Here is a 13,615-nt window from a genome sequence, read left to right on the forward strand (position 1 = left end):
TCACATACCCCAGCGCAGTCCCGGTGTGCCCACGGGAGCGTTCCACAGCCGCAGCAGCTCCTCGTCGACCTGGCACAGGGTGACGGAGGCGCCGGCCATGTCGAGCGAGGTGACGTAGTTGCCGACGAGGGTGTGGGCGACAGCGACACCGCGCTCGGTGAGCACCCGCTGGACCTCGGCGTTGAAGCCGTACAGCTCCAACAGCGGTGTCCCGCCCATGCCGTTGACGAGCACGAGGACGGGATTGCGCGGGGGCATGTCGTCCAGGATCGCGCCCACCGCGGCGTCGGCGATCTCGCCCGACGTCATCATCGCCCGCCGCTCCCGACCGGGCTCGCCGTGGATGCCGATGCCCAACTCCAGCTCGCCGGGCGGCAGATCGAAGGTGGGGCTGCCCTTGGCGGGCGTGGTGCAGGCGCTGAGGGCGACGCCGAAGCTGCGGGAGTTCTCGTTGACCTGACGCCCGATCGCCTCGACCCGCTCCAGCGGCTGCCCCTCGTCCGCCGCCGCGCCGGCGATCTTCTCCACGAACAGCGTCGCGCCCGTACCGCGCCGCCCGGCCGTGTAGAGGCTGTCGGTCACCGCCACGTCGTCGTTGACGAGCACCTTCGCGACCTGGATGCCCTCGTCCTCGGCGAGTTCGGCGGCCATGTCGAAGTTCAGCACGTCGCCGGTGTAGTTCTTCACGATGAACAGCACGCCCGCCCCGCTGTCGACGGCGGCCGCGGCCCGCATCATCTGGTCGGGCACGGGCGACGTGAACACCTCGCCCGGACACGCGGCCGACAGCATCCCCGGACCCACGAAGCCGCCGTGCAGCGGCTCGTGCCCCGAACCGCCTCCGGAGATCAGGGCGACCTTGCCCGCCACGGGCGCGTCCCGCCGTACGATCACCCGGTTCTCCACATCGACGACCAGTTCGGGATGGGCGGCCGCCATCCCCCGCAGCGCGTCGGCGACGACGGTCTCCGCGACGTTGATCAGCATCTTCATGAGTGCCTCCTGGTGACACTGACAGGCTAGCCTTTGACCCGTGTTTACGCAGGTCAGATGACCCAGCGCAGACATCGATGACGGCTCGTCAGGCGTGCGCTGCCGTGCTGCTCGGTGTTCTCGACGTGTGCTCTCGAAGTATCGACGCTGATCACGCGTGGGTCACGTGCGAGGACGGCGAACGACACGTGCGCGACGCGTTTTCCACCGCGCGGAGGGACCCGGCGGTACGTCGGGTGAGTGCCGCGCGGCGGTGGGAAGGCGGGCGGCACCGACGAACAGGCCGCCCGGCCTCGGCCCTCAGAGCACCCAGGCCATGCCCACCAGTCCGACCGCCACCAGGACCACCACAAGCATGATCACGATCAGCGGCATCGCAGCCCACCCTTTGCGCATGCTGGGCGGCTCGTTGTAGGAGATGCCGAAGTAGCCACCTTCGGCGGGCGGGGTGTCACCGGGGCGGACCTCACCGCCCGGTTCGAGGCCGGGGGTCCGGGCGGGTTCGGGGTCGGGAGTGGTCATGACGCACCCTCTTCTCGGATGGGAGTCACTGGTCGGGCCGGGCGGCGCTGATGTCGCCCAGCGCCGAGTCGGGGTCGCGCTCGATGGCCAGGTCACCGATGGAGACGATGCCCACCGCGTGCCGCTCCTGGTCGACGACCGGTACACGGCGCACGGAATGCTCACGCATCACGTCGACCGCCAGGTCGAGAGCGTCGTCGGGTCCGACGGTGACCAGTTCCTCGCTGCACGCGTCGGCCACCGTCGTGCTGCCGGGGTCACGGCCCGCTGCCACCGAGCGGACCACCAGATCCCGGTCGCTGACCAGGCCACGCAGCCGGTCGCCCTCGGTGACCAGCACGGTCCCGATGTTCTCGTCACGCATGATCCGGGCCACGACCGCCACCGAGGCCAGCGGTTCGACTGTCACCAGGTGCGTGGTCATGACGTCACGGACAAGCTGAGCCATGGAAACGTCCCCTCGTCCTGCGACGGCGCCCTTCACCGCCGCTCCGGCCCGAGTACCCGCAGCCGGCGTGTGGCTGTGCGGCCGCCGTCGCGCCGGCCTCGTGCTTGCCCGCAGGAGGCCCTCGGAGAGAGGATGTACACGCGGTGAGGCAGCCGCCGCGCAGGTCGCGGCACCCACAGGCGGCCCCGCGCCACGCGTGCGATCGACCGGCAGATCCATGCACACCACCGCCCCGAACCTTGAACGCCGTTCAGTGACCGGGCGGCCGACGGAGGAGCGAACGACCCCCGCTACAAGACCATCGTGGCATGAAATGTGATTGATGGGCGGAGATGGGTACGAAGCGGTCTCATGTCGGACCTTTCCCGGGAGGTGGCTTGACGCGACGGACGACGCGGCTCTCGACCACGACAGAAACCGTTGACGCGGCCCTGCTGGACGTGGTCCGGGACTGCGGTGCCGCCCGAGGGCTGCTCTACGTCCTGCCGCGCTCCGGCGACGCCCTGCGGCTGCGGACGCTGACCGGCGCGCCGCGGGAAATGGCCACACCGTGGACCCGGGTCGTCCTGTCCGACCAGGTTCCGGTGGCGGACGCCGTACGCGAGAACCGGTTCGTGTGGATCGCCGACATGGAGGAGATGGCCCGTCGATACCCGCGTACGGCACTCGTGCTGCCGTACGCCTTCGCGCTGGCGGCCGCGCCGCTCCACGCGGCGGGGGCACCCGTGGGCGGGCTGGCTCTGCTGTGGCCGGGCTCGCATCCGCCCCGGCTCAGCGACGACGAGCGCGCCGCCCTCGACGCCGGCTGCCACCGGCTCGGCGAGCTGCTGGGTGACGCGGGCGAGGACGTCCACGCGCCGGAACAGCCGCGGATCCTGCCGCACCCCTCGTACACCCGGGTGCCGCCGGCCGAGGCGGGCGAACTGACCGCGTTCATCGCGCGGCTGCCAGGAGGGGCCTGCGCGCTGGATGTGACGGGCCGGTTCACCTTCGTCACGCCCGAGGCGGCGCGGCTGCTGGGGGCGGAGGCGGCCGATCTGATCGGAACCCTGCCCTGGGAGGCACTGCCCTGGATGGACGTTCCCGAGATCGAGGACCGCTACCGGAGCGCCCTGCTCAGCGAACAGCCCACCGCCTTCTCGGCCCTGCGCCCGCCCGACCGCCCGTTGCTCTTCGAGCTCTACCCCGACCCGTCCGGCATCAGCGTGCGCATCACCCCGGGAGCCCCGTCGCAGGCACTCTCCTCGGAACCGTCCCGGTCGACGTCCGGAACGGCCGAACCCGCGGCCGGACCGGGCCGCGCCGGCCTGCTCTACCACCTCATGCACCTCGCCGGAAGCCTCACCGAGGCCGTCGGCGTCCGGGACGTGGTCAACCAGACCGCCGATCAGCTCATGCCGGCGCTCGGCGCGACGGCGATAGCGCTGATGGCGCCGCGGGACGGACGGCTGAGAATCCTCTGCCACCGCGGCTACGACGCGGATCTGATGCAGCACTTCGACGACCTGCCGCTCACCGCCGACACCCCGGCCGTGCGTGTGCTGGACACCTGTAGCCCGCACTTCTTCGCGAGTTTCGACGAACTCCAGGGGACCTACCCGCACGCCGTGCACCTGGACGACAAGTGCTCCTGGGCGTTCCTCCCACTGGTCGCCTCCGGCCACGCCGTCGGATCCCTCGTGCTCGCCTACGACCGCCCACAGCACTTCCCGCCCTCCGAACGCGCCGCGCTCACCGCCCTGGTCGGCCTGGTGGGCCAGGCCCTCGAACGCGGTCGGCTCTACGACACCCAGTACGCCGTGGCCCATCGGCTCCAGGCCGCCCTGCTGCCCCGGCGGCTGCCCGAGATCCCCGGCCTGAGCGCGGTCGCCCGCTATCGTCCGGCCGGCCACGGGCTGGAGGTCGGCGGTGACTTCTACGACCTGATCCGGCTGGGCGACACCAGCGCGGCGGCCGCGATCGGAGACGTCCAGGGACATGACGTCGACGCCGCGGCCCTGATGGGCCAGGTACGCGCCGCCGTGCACGGACACGCGGCCGCCGGCGCGGCACCGGGCGATGTCCTCGGCACGACCAACCGGCTGCTGGACGACCTCGACTCGGGCCGGTTCGCCAGCTGCCTGTACGCACGAATCGACCTTGCGCGCGAGTCGGTGTGCCTCGCGGGCGCGGGACATCCGCCGGCCGTGCTCCGCCACCCGGACGGCCGTACCGAGGTGCTGCGGGTCCCGCCGGGGCTGCTCCTCGGCATCGAGCGCACCGCCGAGTACCCGGCCGTCGACGTCGCCTTCAGGCCCGGCGCCGTGCTCGTCCTGTACACGGACGGTCTGATCGAACGCCCCGGACTCGACCCGGACGTCGCCGTCGACGCGCTCGCCGAACTCGTCGCCCGCGCCGACCCCACCGACCTGGACGACATGGCCGACCGTCTCGTCCGCCACGCGGGCGAGCCCGTCGACGACGTCGCCCTGTTCCTGATCCGCCGTGGGTCTTGATCCGTCGCGGGTGCTGATGCGCCGCGGGTCCTGGCGCGCCACGGGCGGGGTTCGCCGCGCCGGGGTGTCGGCTGAACGCCGGGGTGTCGGCTGGACGCCCACCGGGGCTGGCAGTCCGCCCGCGGCCGGGACGATCAGTTCCGGGACGATCAGCTCCGGGACGTCAGAAGGCTCAGTGCGTTGGCGGCGACGATGGCGCCGATGCCCGCCCACTCCGGCGAGCCCAGGCCCTGACCGAGACCGACGAGGCCGACCACTGCCGCGAGGACCGGGTTGACGCTCATGAACAGGCCGAAGGCCCGGGGCGGGACGTGGCGCAGCGTGAACAGGTCGGCGAGGTAGGGCACGGCCGAGGACAGCACACCGGCGGTGACCGCGCAGGCGACGGCGCCGGCGGTGGGCGGGTGCTGTACGGCCACCGCGATGCCCACCGGCAGGAACATCACCGCCGAGATGCCGGCCGCGGCCGCCGCCCCCTGAGCTCCGGGGACACGCCGGCCGACGGTTCGGTTGAGCAGGATGTACGACGCCCAGCAGACGGCCGCCAGCAGCCCGAGCGCCATCCCGAGGTAGTCGGCCGACGGCTGCGGGCGCATCAGCGTCAGGACGCCCGCCGCGGCGATCACCGCGCAGCACACGTCCACCCGGCGGCGCGAGCTCGCCAGGGCGATGGTGAGCGGGCCGAGGAACTCCAGGGTCACCGCCAGGCCCAGGCCGACGCGCTCGATCGCCGAGTACAGCGAGAGGTTCATGGTGCCGAACACCAGGGCCAGCAGGATCACCGGCCACCACTGACGCCAGGTGAACGACCGCAGCCTCGGCCGGGCGACCGCGAACAGGACGAGGGCGGCGACGTACTGGCGTACGGCGACGACGCCGACGGGGCCCAGCACGGGGAAGGCGAGCGAGCCGATGGCGGCGCCGGTCTGGTTGGACAGACCGCTGCCGAGCATCGTGGCCACGCCTGCGAGGCGTCCGCCGGTCGGCTCGGGGGTGTCCGGCGCCGCGGGTGCGGGTGCGGGTGCGGGTGCGGGTGCGGTCGCGGGGACGGGGACGGCGTGGGGTGCAGATGCGGGCGCGGGTGCGGGGCGAGTGCGCATGTGGCGATCGTCTGCGGCGTCGGTCCTTGCACAAAATGCGAGGGTGAGTCGATCTATACGCTGTACTCATAGATTCGCGGTCATGGATACGGGGTCATGAATCCGCCGTCATGGGGTCATGGAGTCCCGGTTGGCCGGGTCACGGACGGGGTTGGTCATGAACGTGGAGCTGAGACAGTTGCGCTGCCTCGTCGCGATCGTCGACGAGGGGACCTTCACCGACGCCGCCATAGCCCTCGGCGTCTCCCAGGCGGCCGTCTCCCGCTCGCTGGCCTCGCTGGAACGCGCTCTCGGCGTCCGACTGCTGCGGCGGACCTCCCGCCAGGTGACCCCGACCGGGACCGGGCTGCGCGTCCTGGCCCACGCGCGGCGGGTGCTCGGCGAGGTGGACGAACTGGTCCGGGAAGCGTCCTCCGGGCATGCCCGGCTGCGGATGGGCTATGCCTGGGCCGCGCTCGGCCGGCACACCCCGGCCTTCCAGCGCCGCTGGGCCGCCGCCCACCCCGGGACCGACCTCCAGCTCGTCCGGGTCAACTCGTCGACCGCGGGACTTGCCGAGGGCGCCTGCGACCTGTCGGTCGTACGGCGGCCGGTGGACGACCGGCGGTTCGACTCCGCCATCGTGGGACTGGAGCGGCGGTTGTGCGCGGTGGCCGCCGACGACCGGCTGGCCCGGCGCCGCTCGGTCCGACTCGCCGAGCTCAGCGGTCGTACCCTCCTGGTCGACCGCCGCACCGGCACCACGACCACCGACCTGTGGCCGCCCGACGCCCGCCCGGCAACCGAGGAGACCCATGACGTCGACGACTGGCTCACGGTGATCTCGACCGGCCGCTGCGTCGGAGTGACCGCCGAGGCCACCGCCCACCAGTACCCGCGCCCCGGCGTCGTCTACCGGCCGCTTGGCGACGCCGAACCCATCGCCGTACGGCTGGCCTGGTGGCGCGACGATCCACCGCCTGGCGCCCAGGCCGTGATCGAACTGCTCACAGCGCTCTACCGGGGGGACTGAAGCCGGTCCAGGAAGGCCTGGTCGCACGCATGGGGGCGGGGTAGACCGGCGCGTGAGGAGGGGTGCCCGGCGCGGGAAAGCGGGAACGCCGGCGCATGGGGGCGGGAAGGGCCCCATCCACTTCTCGCGGATCCGGATTGCGCGGTGCGCGGCCGCTAGCCGCTTCCCCGCGCCTGTGTGGGTCCTTCCCGTCACCTCCAGCAGACCACGCGCGCGGCGGGCGCGCCAGGGCCGTTCGGCACTTCAGGGGCAGAGAGGTAACAAGGCACGCTTGACGGGTACCCATGAGCGGATCCCGCCGGGCGCGGGAGACCGTCGACTGGAGGTGAGGAGGCCGTGCGCCTCGCGTTCCGCGGTGCCGTCCCGGCCCGGCGTCCCCCGGATGCCGTACCGCATGCCGAACACACGCGACGTCACACCGCGTCGTGCCCGATCGCCGTCCGTCGTGAGCGGCGGGTGTGACCATGCGTCGCCCCCTCGACCCCGACCTGGCCGGAACGCCGCTCGCCGACGCCCTGCGCGCCGTGCGGGCCGTCGTCTTCGACACCGACGGGGTCATCACCGACTCGGCCAAGGTGCACGCCGCCGCCTGGAAGGTCGCCTTCGACGACTTCCTGCGCGCCCACCCGCCCGACGACCCCGACCGGCGCCGACCCTTCGACGTGCGGGACGACTACCTGCGTCACGTGGACGGCAAGTCCCGGCTCGACGGCGCCGCGGCCTTCCTCGTCTCGCGCGGCATCGACGCGACGCCCGAGACGGTGCGGGCCGTGGCCCAGGACAAGGAACGTCTCTTCACCGAGCGGCTGCGCGAGCGCGGCGTCGACGCCTACCCGGGGACCGTACGGCTGGTGCAGGCGCTGCGCGACGAGGGAGTGCCCCGCGCGGCGGCCTCCGCCTCCAGGCACGCCGGAGAGTTGCTGAGCCGGGCCGGGGTGCTCGATCTCTTCGACGCCCTCGTCGACGGCGGCGAGGCGGCCCGGCTGGGCCTCGCGGGCAAGCCCGAACCCGATCTCTTCCTGGAGGCGGTCGGCCGGCTCGGTGTGCCCGCCGACCGGGCCGCCGTGGTCGAGGACGCCCTCGCGGGCGTGGAAGCCGGGCGGCGTGGCGGGTTCGCCCTGGTGGTCGGCGTGGACCGGGCCGCCGGTGCGGACACGGGTGCGCGGCTGTTGCGGCACGGCGCCGACATCGTCGTACGCGACCTCGGAGAACTCTGCGCGTCAGGAGAGCCGAAGTGACGGCGGGAGGAGAGCCGAAGTGACGGACGAGCCGGGCCCGGAGGCCGAGGTGGCGGGCTGGAGCTGGGAGTACGAGGGCTACACGCCGGCCGACGAACGCCTTCGTGAATCGCTGTGCACCCTCGGCAACGGTTACTTCGCCACCCGGGGTGCGCTGCCCGAGTGTGCCGCTGACGACATCCACTATCCGGGAACCTATGTGGCCGGTATCTACAACCGGCTCATCTCCAATGTCTCGGGGCGCCATGTGGAGAACGAGGACATGGTCAACGTCCCCAACTGGCTGCCCCTGCGTTTCCGCCTGCCCGAGGGTCCCTGGATCGACCCCGACACGGCGACCGTGCTCGAACACCGGCAGATGCTGCACCTGCCCGACGGTCTGTTGGAGCGCCGGACGCGCTACGACCTCGGCAACGAGTGTGTGTTGACGGTACGTCAGCAGCGCATGGTGCATATGGCGGACCCACATATGGCCGCGCTACGTACCGAGTTCACTTCCGAGGGATACTCCGGACCCCTGGAGGTGGAGGCGGCCCTGGATGGCGGCGTGACCAACTCCGGTGTGGCCCGCTATAGGGACCTCGACGGCCGCCATGTGACCCACGTCCACACCGGAGCCTCCGCCCCGGACACCGTCTGGCTGCGCTGCCGCACCCGTACCTCCGACGTCCGGATCGGCCTCGCGGCCCGGCTCACCGCGGAGGTACCTGTCCAGATCCGCCATGAACTGCCAGCCGTCATCCAGCGGTTGACGATCGAGATGGTGCCCGGCCGTACCGTCACCGTCGACAAGGCCGTCGCCCTGCACACCTCCCACGACCCGGCGATCAGCGACCCGCTGCACGCCGCCGTCGACCGGGTCGGCCGGGCCCCGGGCTTCGAGGCGCTGGCCCGATCGCACCGCACCGCCTGGGGCCAGCTCTGGCGCCGCGCCGAGCTCGACGTCCCCGGCGAGTCGGGCCTCATCCTGCGGCTGCACCTCTTCCACGTCCTTCAGACCCTCTCTCCGCACACCGCCGACCTCGACGTCGGCGTGCCAGCCCGGGGACTGCACGGCGAGGCCTACCGTGGCCACGTCTTCTGGGACGAGCTGTTCGTCCTGCCCTTCCTCAACCTGCACTTCCCGGAGGTCTCCCGGGCCCTGCTCCACTACCGCCACCGCCGCCTCGAACAGGCCCGCACGACGGCAGCCGCGGCCGGCCGGCGAGGTGCCATGTACCCCTGGCAGAGCGGCAGCGACGGACGCGAGGAGACACAGCAGCTCCATCTCAACCCGCGCTCGGGACGCTGGCTGCCGGACCACTCCCACCTCCAGCACCATGTGGGATCGGCCATCGCCTACAACGTGTGGCAGTACAGCGAGGCGAGCGGCGACATGGAGTTCCTGCACACCAAGGGCGCCGAGATGCTGTTGCAGATCGCGCGCTTCTGGGCCGACAAGGCCGTCTACGACGACAGCCTGGGCCGCTACCGCATCAAGGGCGTCGTCGGCCCTGACGAATACCACGAGGCGTACCCGGACGCCGGGAACCCGGGCCTCGACGACAACGCGTACACCAACGTCACCGCGTCCTGGGTGCTCGCCCGCACCCTGGAACTGCTGGACACGCTGCCCGAGCCCCGCCGCCGCGAACTCGTCGAACGCACCGGCCTGGACGGCGGCGAACTCACCCTGTGGGAGGACGTGGCGCACACCCTCCACGTCCCCTTCCACCGCGACGTGATCAGCCAGTTCGCGGGCTACGGCGACCTCGCCGAGCTCGACTGGAACGGATACCGCGAGCGGTACGGCGACATCCGGCGGCTCGACCGCATCCTGGAGGCGGAGGGCGACACCGTCAACCGCTACCAGGCCTCCAAACAGGCCGACGTCCTGATGCTCGGCTACCTCTTCGCACCCGCCGAACTACGCGACCTGTTCCACAGGTTGGGCTACCCGCTCGACGAGGACATGTGGCGGCGCACCGTCGACTACTACATGCACCGCACCAGCCACGGCTCCACCCTCAGCGGCCTGGTCCACGGCTGGGTGCTGGCCCGCTGCCGACGCTCCGAGGCGTGGAAGTTCGTACAGGAGGCCCTCCAGGGCGACATCGCCGACGTCCAGGGCGGCACCACCGGCGAGGGCATCCATCTGGGCGCGATGGCCGGCACCCTCGACCTGGTGCAGCGCGGACTGACCGGCCTGGAGACCCGCGACGGGGCGCTGTGGCTCGACCCCGTGCCCCTGCCCGAGCTGTCCACCTACGGATTCGCCCTGCGCTACCAGGGGAACTGGGGTGTACGGCTGCGCCTGGAGCGGGGACTGCTGGAGATCGAGGTCCCCTCCTCCGACGCCTCACCGATCGACGTACGGCTCCCGGAGCGCGAGGTCTTCCTCCAGCCGGGGGAGAAGGGCCGGCTGGTCCTTCCCGACTGACCCGCCCGGTGCGCGACACGGCCGGTGGGTGGAGGCTGGGAGGACAGCGATCGGCGGTCCGCGGCGGGACGGCCGCGGGGAGCCGTGCGGCGCTCGCGGATCCTGTCCGGAAAGGGGAACGCGATGACGGGCCCGGTGGTCGTAGGGGTGGACGGTTCGCCGTCGAGCACGGCGGCCGTGGAAGTCGCGGCGCGCGAGGCAGGGCTGCGCGGGGTGGGGCTCCGGCTGGTGCACGCCTTCGGCCGGCCGCTCGCGCACATACCGCCCGGCGGGCGGCCCTGGGAGCCGAGCGACGCCGGGGTGCGCGAGCTGATCGACGGCACGCTCGTCAAGGCCGAGCGCAGCGCCCACGACACGGCACCCGGCGTCGAGATCACGCGCGACATCGTCGTCGGGGAGCCGGTGGAAGTGCTGGAGATCGAGTCGCGCACCGCGTCCCTGGCGGTGGTCGGCAGTCGGGGCCTGAGCCGTTTCGGCGCCCTGCTGCTCGGCTCCACGGCCGGGCATCTCGCCGCGCACGCCGCCTGCCCCGTGCTGGTGGTGCGCCGCCGGCCCGACCCCGCCGGTCCCGTCCTCCTGGCCGTCGACGGGTCACCCGCCGCCCGCGGGGCGGTCGAGTTCGCCTTCGCCCACGCCTCCCTGCACGGCGTCGGCCTGGTCGCCCTGCACGCCTGGAGCACCCGGAGCGAGCGCGCCTACGAGTCGCCCGCCGACCCGCCCTTCGTGACGTACGACGAGGGCCGGCTGCACGACGAGGAGGAACGCGTGCTCGCCGAGGCGCTGGGCGGGCTGCGCGACCGGTACCCCGATGTCGCGGTGGACCGCAGGCTGGTGCGCGGCCGGGTCCGGCACTCCCTCATCGAGGCCAGTGCGCAGGCGGGGCTCGTGGTGGTCGGGGCGCGCGGACGGGGCGGATTCGCCGGGCTGCTGCTGGGCTCGGTCAGTCAGGCGGTGCTGCACCACGCCGAGTGCCCGGTGGCGGTCGTCCGTTCCGGACACGAGTGACGTTCGGGTTCAGAGATCGGCCGTGTGGTCCGGGACGTAGTGCTGAAGGTCGCGCGGGGGACGCCGGTAGCCGCTCGGCTCGGGTCGTTCCGGCAGCTCGATGACCGGCGGGTGGACGTCGTGGTACGGGACGGAACTCAACAGATGGGCGATCATGTTCAGCCGGGCGCGGCGCTTGTCGTCGCTCTCCACCACGTGCCAGGGCGCCTCGGTGATGTCGGTGTGCACCATCATCTCGTCCTTGGCCCGTGAGTACTCCTCCCAGCGGGTGATCGACTCCAGATCCATCGGGGACAGCTTCCAGCGGCGCAGCGGGTCGTCGAGCCGGCGGCGGAAACGCTCCTGCTGCTCTTCGTCGCTCACCGAGAACCAGTACTTGCGCAGCAGGACCCCGCTCTCCGTCAGCATCCGCTCGAAGATCGGGCACTGGCGCAGAAAGAGCTGGTACTCCTCCTGCGTGCAGAAGCCCATGACGCGCTCGACGCCGGCGCGGTTGTACCAGCTGCGGTCGAACAGCACGATCTCCCCGGCGGCCGGCAGATGCGCGATGTACCGCTGGAAGTACCACTGGGTGCGCTCGCGCTCCGTCGGCTTGGGCAGGGCCGCGATCCGTGCCACCCGCGGATTGAGATGTTCGGTGACGCGTTTGATGGTGCCGCCCTTGCCCGCGGCGTCCCGGCCCTCGAAGATCACGACCAGCCGGGCACCCTCCGCCCGCACCCACTCCTGAAGTTTCACCAACTCCGTCTGTAGGCGCAGCAGTTCCTGTTCGTACGTCTTGCGCGGCAGCTTCACCGCCTTGTCGCCGGCCATGTCGCCTCCCCACAGCCGAACACGGGCACCAGAACTGCACCGTACTGACCGACGCCGGGACGCGCACCCCGGACACCGGCGGACAGCCGGGCGTGGGCGGTCGGCGGGCGGGCAGGATGAGCCCATGGACGGTGCAGATCCACACATCCATGTCGAGCGGAGTGTGCCCCGCCACGACGCCCGGGTGCGCAACCTCCTGGCCGGCACCTTCGGTCTGGCCGGCGACCTGCCCGCGACGGTCGTCACCGGCTGCTCCTCGCGGGTGCCGTACGCGATGACCTCACCGCGACCCGAGAGCGTCACCTGCCTCGCCTGCCGCGACCACGCCCGTGCGCAGCATCTTCGTCTCGCCGAGCAGATCGAACGGCTGGGGGGCATGCCGGGCGCCGTCATCACGGGGGGCGAGGCGCGCGAGGTGGCGGAGCATCACCGGGACCTCGCCCGGAGGTTCGGCGGCGACGACTGAGGTCGTGACGACTGAGACCGTGACGACTGAGACCGTGACGAGGCTGCGGCGACTGAGGTCGTGGCGACAGCCCCGGAGGGCCGGCCGCGGAGCCCCTTTGCGACTCCGCGGCCGGGACCGGATTCAGCCCTGCCCACCGCCGCCGAACGATCCGCTGCGGCCCTCGTCCCAGCGGCGCCGTTGCTGCGACGAACTGCGCCGGGAGGGCATGTTGCCGTGGGCGGGGAGGTCGTGCGGCGTCAGCCGGTGGTCGCTCCTGGGCACCTCGTCCGGCTCCCGGTGCTCCCGGACCTCGTGGACCGGCCCCCCGTCCGGCATCCGGGGCTGCTCCTCGGGACGCGGCGGAGGCAGTTCCCGGCGCTTGATCCGGGCGCCCAGTACGAAGGCGCCGATGAGCAGCGCCACGACGATCAGACCGGCCACGGCCAGTCCGATGCCGAGCGCGCCTTCCGCGGCGATGTCCGTCGATGCGATGTTCATGGCCCCGCGAGTACCCCTGGCACCTCACGTGAACCCGATCTGACGGCCGGTCCCGCACGCGTCACCCGCCTGGCGCACGAAGACCGGCCGGAACCCGTGCGAGCACCGGGTTTGGGGTCATTCGCACCGGCTACCCGAGCGCTGTGACACAGACAACGCCTCAGCAGCAGCCAGTCCAGTTCCTCGAGGACCGCTTCACCTGTGCGCAGGCCTGCACCGAGTGCGCCCGGGCCTGTGCCCTGCGGGCGAGCCTGGTCGACCCCGACGGGCCCGAGGACCAGGAGCGCTTGCGACGCAAGGGCATCCTGTGTGCCGAGGTGTGCGACGCGACGTGCCGAGTGCTGGCCGAGCAGAACCAGCTGGACGAGGCCGCCCTGCGCCTCCAGCTGGAGTGGACCCGGACGGTGTGCCTGGAGAGCGCGCAGGCGTTCGACCTTCTGCCGGCCGCCGAGGACACCGCACAGGCCTGCCGTGACTGCGCACGGGCCTGCACGGAGTTCATGAGCACCCTCGACTGAGAGCGCGTCCGACCGAGGAACCCGGGCCGCGGGCGGCCCCGCCCGCCCCATCGCGCTTGTTCCGGCGGCGCCCCCGCCATTCCCAATTTCTGGAACACGTTCTACG

At 72.1% G+C, this 13,615-nt stretch carries 13 protein-coding genes; 7 read left to right on the forward strand and 6 right to left on the reverse strand.

All coding sequences use genetic code 11. The features are described from left to right. From dhaK to ACIQWG_RS03720, 3 genes are all read right to left on the reverse strand, one after another. Complete coding sequence (gene dhaK / locus ACIQWG_RS03710; RefSeq protein ID WP_404089799.1) at nt 1–993, reverse strand: dihydroxyacetone kinase subunit DhaK; 993 nt, start codon at nt 991–993, stop codon at nt 1–3. A 300-nt stretch (nt 994–1,293) separates the two neighbouring features. Next, a complete protein-coding gene (locus ACIQWG_RS03715) occupies nt 1,294–1,515 on the reverse strand; it encodes a DUF6480 family protein (protein WP_404089801.1) in 222 nt (73 codons plus the stop codon). Nucleotides 1,516–1,540: 25 nt separating this feature from the next. Beyond that, on the reverse strand, nt 1,541–1,963 hold the full coding sequence (locus ACIQWG_RS03720; protein WP_404089803.1) for a CBS domain-containing protein: 423 nt from the start codon (nt 1,961–1,963) through the stop codon (nt 1,541–1,543). 332 nt (nt 1,964–2,295) lie between these two features. Here ACIQWG_RS03720 and ACIQWG_RS03725 point away from each other — a divergent pair, with 332 nt between their 5' ends. Next, nucleotides 2,296–4,458, forward strand: a complete 2,163-nt coding sequence (locus ACIQWG_RS03725; protein WP_404089805.1) for a SpoIIE family protein phosphatase — start codon at nt 2,296–2,298, stop codon at nt 4,456–4,458. A 149-nt stretch (nt 4,459–4,607) separates the two neighbouring features. On the opposite strand, the gene ACIQWG_RS03730 is transcribed toward ACIQWG_RS03725, so the two are convergent. After that, a complete protein-coding gene (locus ACIQWG_RS03730) occupies nt 4,608–5,558 on the reverse strand; it encodes an EamA family transporter (RefSeq protein ID WP_404089806.1) in 951 nt (316 codons plus the stop codon). Between the two features lie 157 nt (nt 5,559–5,715). Here ACIQWG_RS03730 and ACIQWG_RS03735 point away from each other — a divergent pair, with 157 nt between their 5' ends. The 4 genes from ACIQWG_RS03735 (at nt 5,716) to ACIQWG_RS03750 (ending at nt 11,232) form a co-directional block, all read left to right on the forward strand. Beyond that, entirely contained in the window at nt 5,716–6,570 is an 855-nt protein-coding gene (locus ACIQWG_RS03735; RefSeq protein ID WP_404089808.1) for a LysR family transcriptional regulator, read from the forward strand. A gap of 464 nt (nt 6,571–7,034) precedes the next feature. Continuing rightward, on the forward strand, nt 7,035–7,808 hold the full coding sequence (locus ACIQWG_RS03740) for an HAD family hydrolase (protein WP_404089810.1): 774 nt from the start codon (nt 7,035–7,037) through the stop codon (nt 7,806–7,808). Between the two features lie 49 nt (nt 7,809–7,857). Continuing rightward, entirely contained in the window at nt 7,858–10,227 is a 2,370-nt protein-coding gene (locus ACIQWG_RS03745) for a glycoside hydrolase family 65 protein (protein ID WP_404090788.1), read from the forward strand. Between the two features lie 123 nt (nt 10,228–10,350). Further along, entirely contained in the window at nt 10,351–11,232 is an 882-nt protein-coding gene (locus ACIQWG_RS03750; protein ID WP_404089812.1) for a universal stress protein, read from the forward strand. 9 nt (nt 11,233–11,241) lie between these two features. Here ACIQWG_RS03750 and ppk2 read toward each other — a convergent pair whose 3' ends face one another. Continuing rightward, on the reverse strand, nt 11,242–12,045 hold the full coding sequence (ppk2, locus tag ACIQWG_RS03755; RefSeq protein ID WP_404089813.1) for a polyphosphate kinase 2: 804 nt from the start codon (nt 12,043–12,045) through the stop codon (nt 11,242–11,244). A gap of 124 nt (nt 12,046–12,169) precedes the next feature. On the opposite strand from ppk2, the gene ACIQWG_RS03760 reads away from it, so the two are divergent. Beyond that, the gene (locus ACIQWG_RS03760; RefSeq protein ID WP_404089815.1) at nt 12,170–12,511 is read left to right on the forward strand and encodes a hypothetical protein; all 342 of its coding nucleotides are present in this window, start codon (nt 12,170–12,172) and stop codon (nt 12,509–12,511) included. Nucleotides 12,512–12,634: 123 nt separating this feature from the next. On the opposite strand, the gene ACIQWG_RS03765 is transcribed toward ACIQWG_RS03760, so the two are convergent. Next, the gene (locus ACIQWG_RS03765) at nt 12,635–12,991 is read right to left on the reverse strand and encodes a DUF6479 family protein (protein WP_404089817.1); all 357 of its coding nucleotides are present in this window, start codon (nt 12,989–12,991) and stop codon (nt 12,635–12,637) included. 143 nt (nt 12,992–13,134) lie between these two features. Between ACIQWG_RS03765 and ACIQWG_RS03770 the strand changes: the two genes are divergently transcribed. Next, entirely contained in the window at nt 13,135–13,509 is a 375-nt protein-coding gene (locus tag ACIQWG_RS03770) for a ferredoxin (protein ID WP_404089819.1), read from the forward strand. Nucleotides 13,510–13,615 lie beyond the last annotated feature (106 nt).

Source organism: Streptomyces sp. NPDC098781 (assembly GCF_044759995.1).
Lineage (GTDB): Bacteria > Actinomycetota > Actinomycetes > Streptomycetales > Streptomycetaceae > Streptomyces.

Coding starts and splice junctions, on each gene's coding strand:
- dhaK (WP_404089799.1), bottom strand. CDS start 993: ATGAAGATGCTGATCAACGTCGCGGAGACCGTCGTCGCCGACGCGCTG.
- ACIQWG_RS03715 (WP_404089801.1), bottom strand. CDS start 1,515: ATGACCACTCCCGACCCCGAACCCGCCCGGACCCCCGGCCTCGAACCG.
- ACIQWG_RS03720 (WP_404089803.1), bottom strand. CDS start 1,963: ATGGCTCAGCTTGTCCGTGACGTCATGACCACGCACCTGGTGACAGTC.
- ACIQWG_RS03725 (WP_404089805.1), top strand. CDS start 2,296: ATGGGTACGAAGCGGTCTCATGTCGGACCTTTCCCGGGAGGTGGCTTG.
- ACIQWG_RS03730 (WP_404089806.1), bottom strand. CDS start 5,558: ATGCGCACTCGCCCCGCACCCGCGCCCGCATCTGCACCCCACGCCGTC.
- ACIQWG_RS03735 (WP_404089808.1), top strand. CDS start 5,716: ATGAACGTGGAGCTGAGACAGTTGCGCTGCCTCGTCGCGATCGTCGAC.
- ACIQWG_RS03740 (WP_404089810.1), top strand. CDS start 7,035: ATGCGTCGCCCCCTCGACCCCGACCTGGCCGGAACGCCGCTCGCCGAC.
- ACIQWG_RS03750 (WP_404089812.1), top strand. CDS start 10,351: ATGACGGGCCCGGTGGTCGTAGGGGTGGACGGTTCGCCGTCGAGCACG.
- ppk2 (WP_404089813.1), bottom strand. CDS start 12,045: ATGGCCGGCGACAAGGCGGTGAAGCTGCCGCGCAAGACGTACGAACAG.
- ACIQWG_RS03760 (WP_404089815.1), top strand. CDS start 12,170: ATGGACGGTGCAGATCCACACATCCATGTCGAGCGGAGTGTGCCCCGC.
- ACIQWG_RS03765 (WP_404089817.1), bottom strand. CDS start 12,991: ATGAACATCGCATCGACGGACATCGCCGCGGAAGGCGCGCTCGGCATC.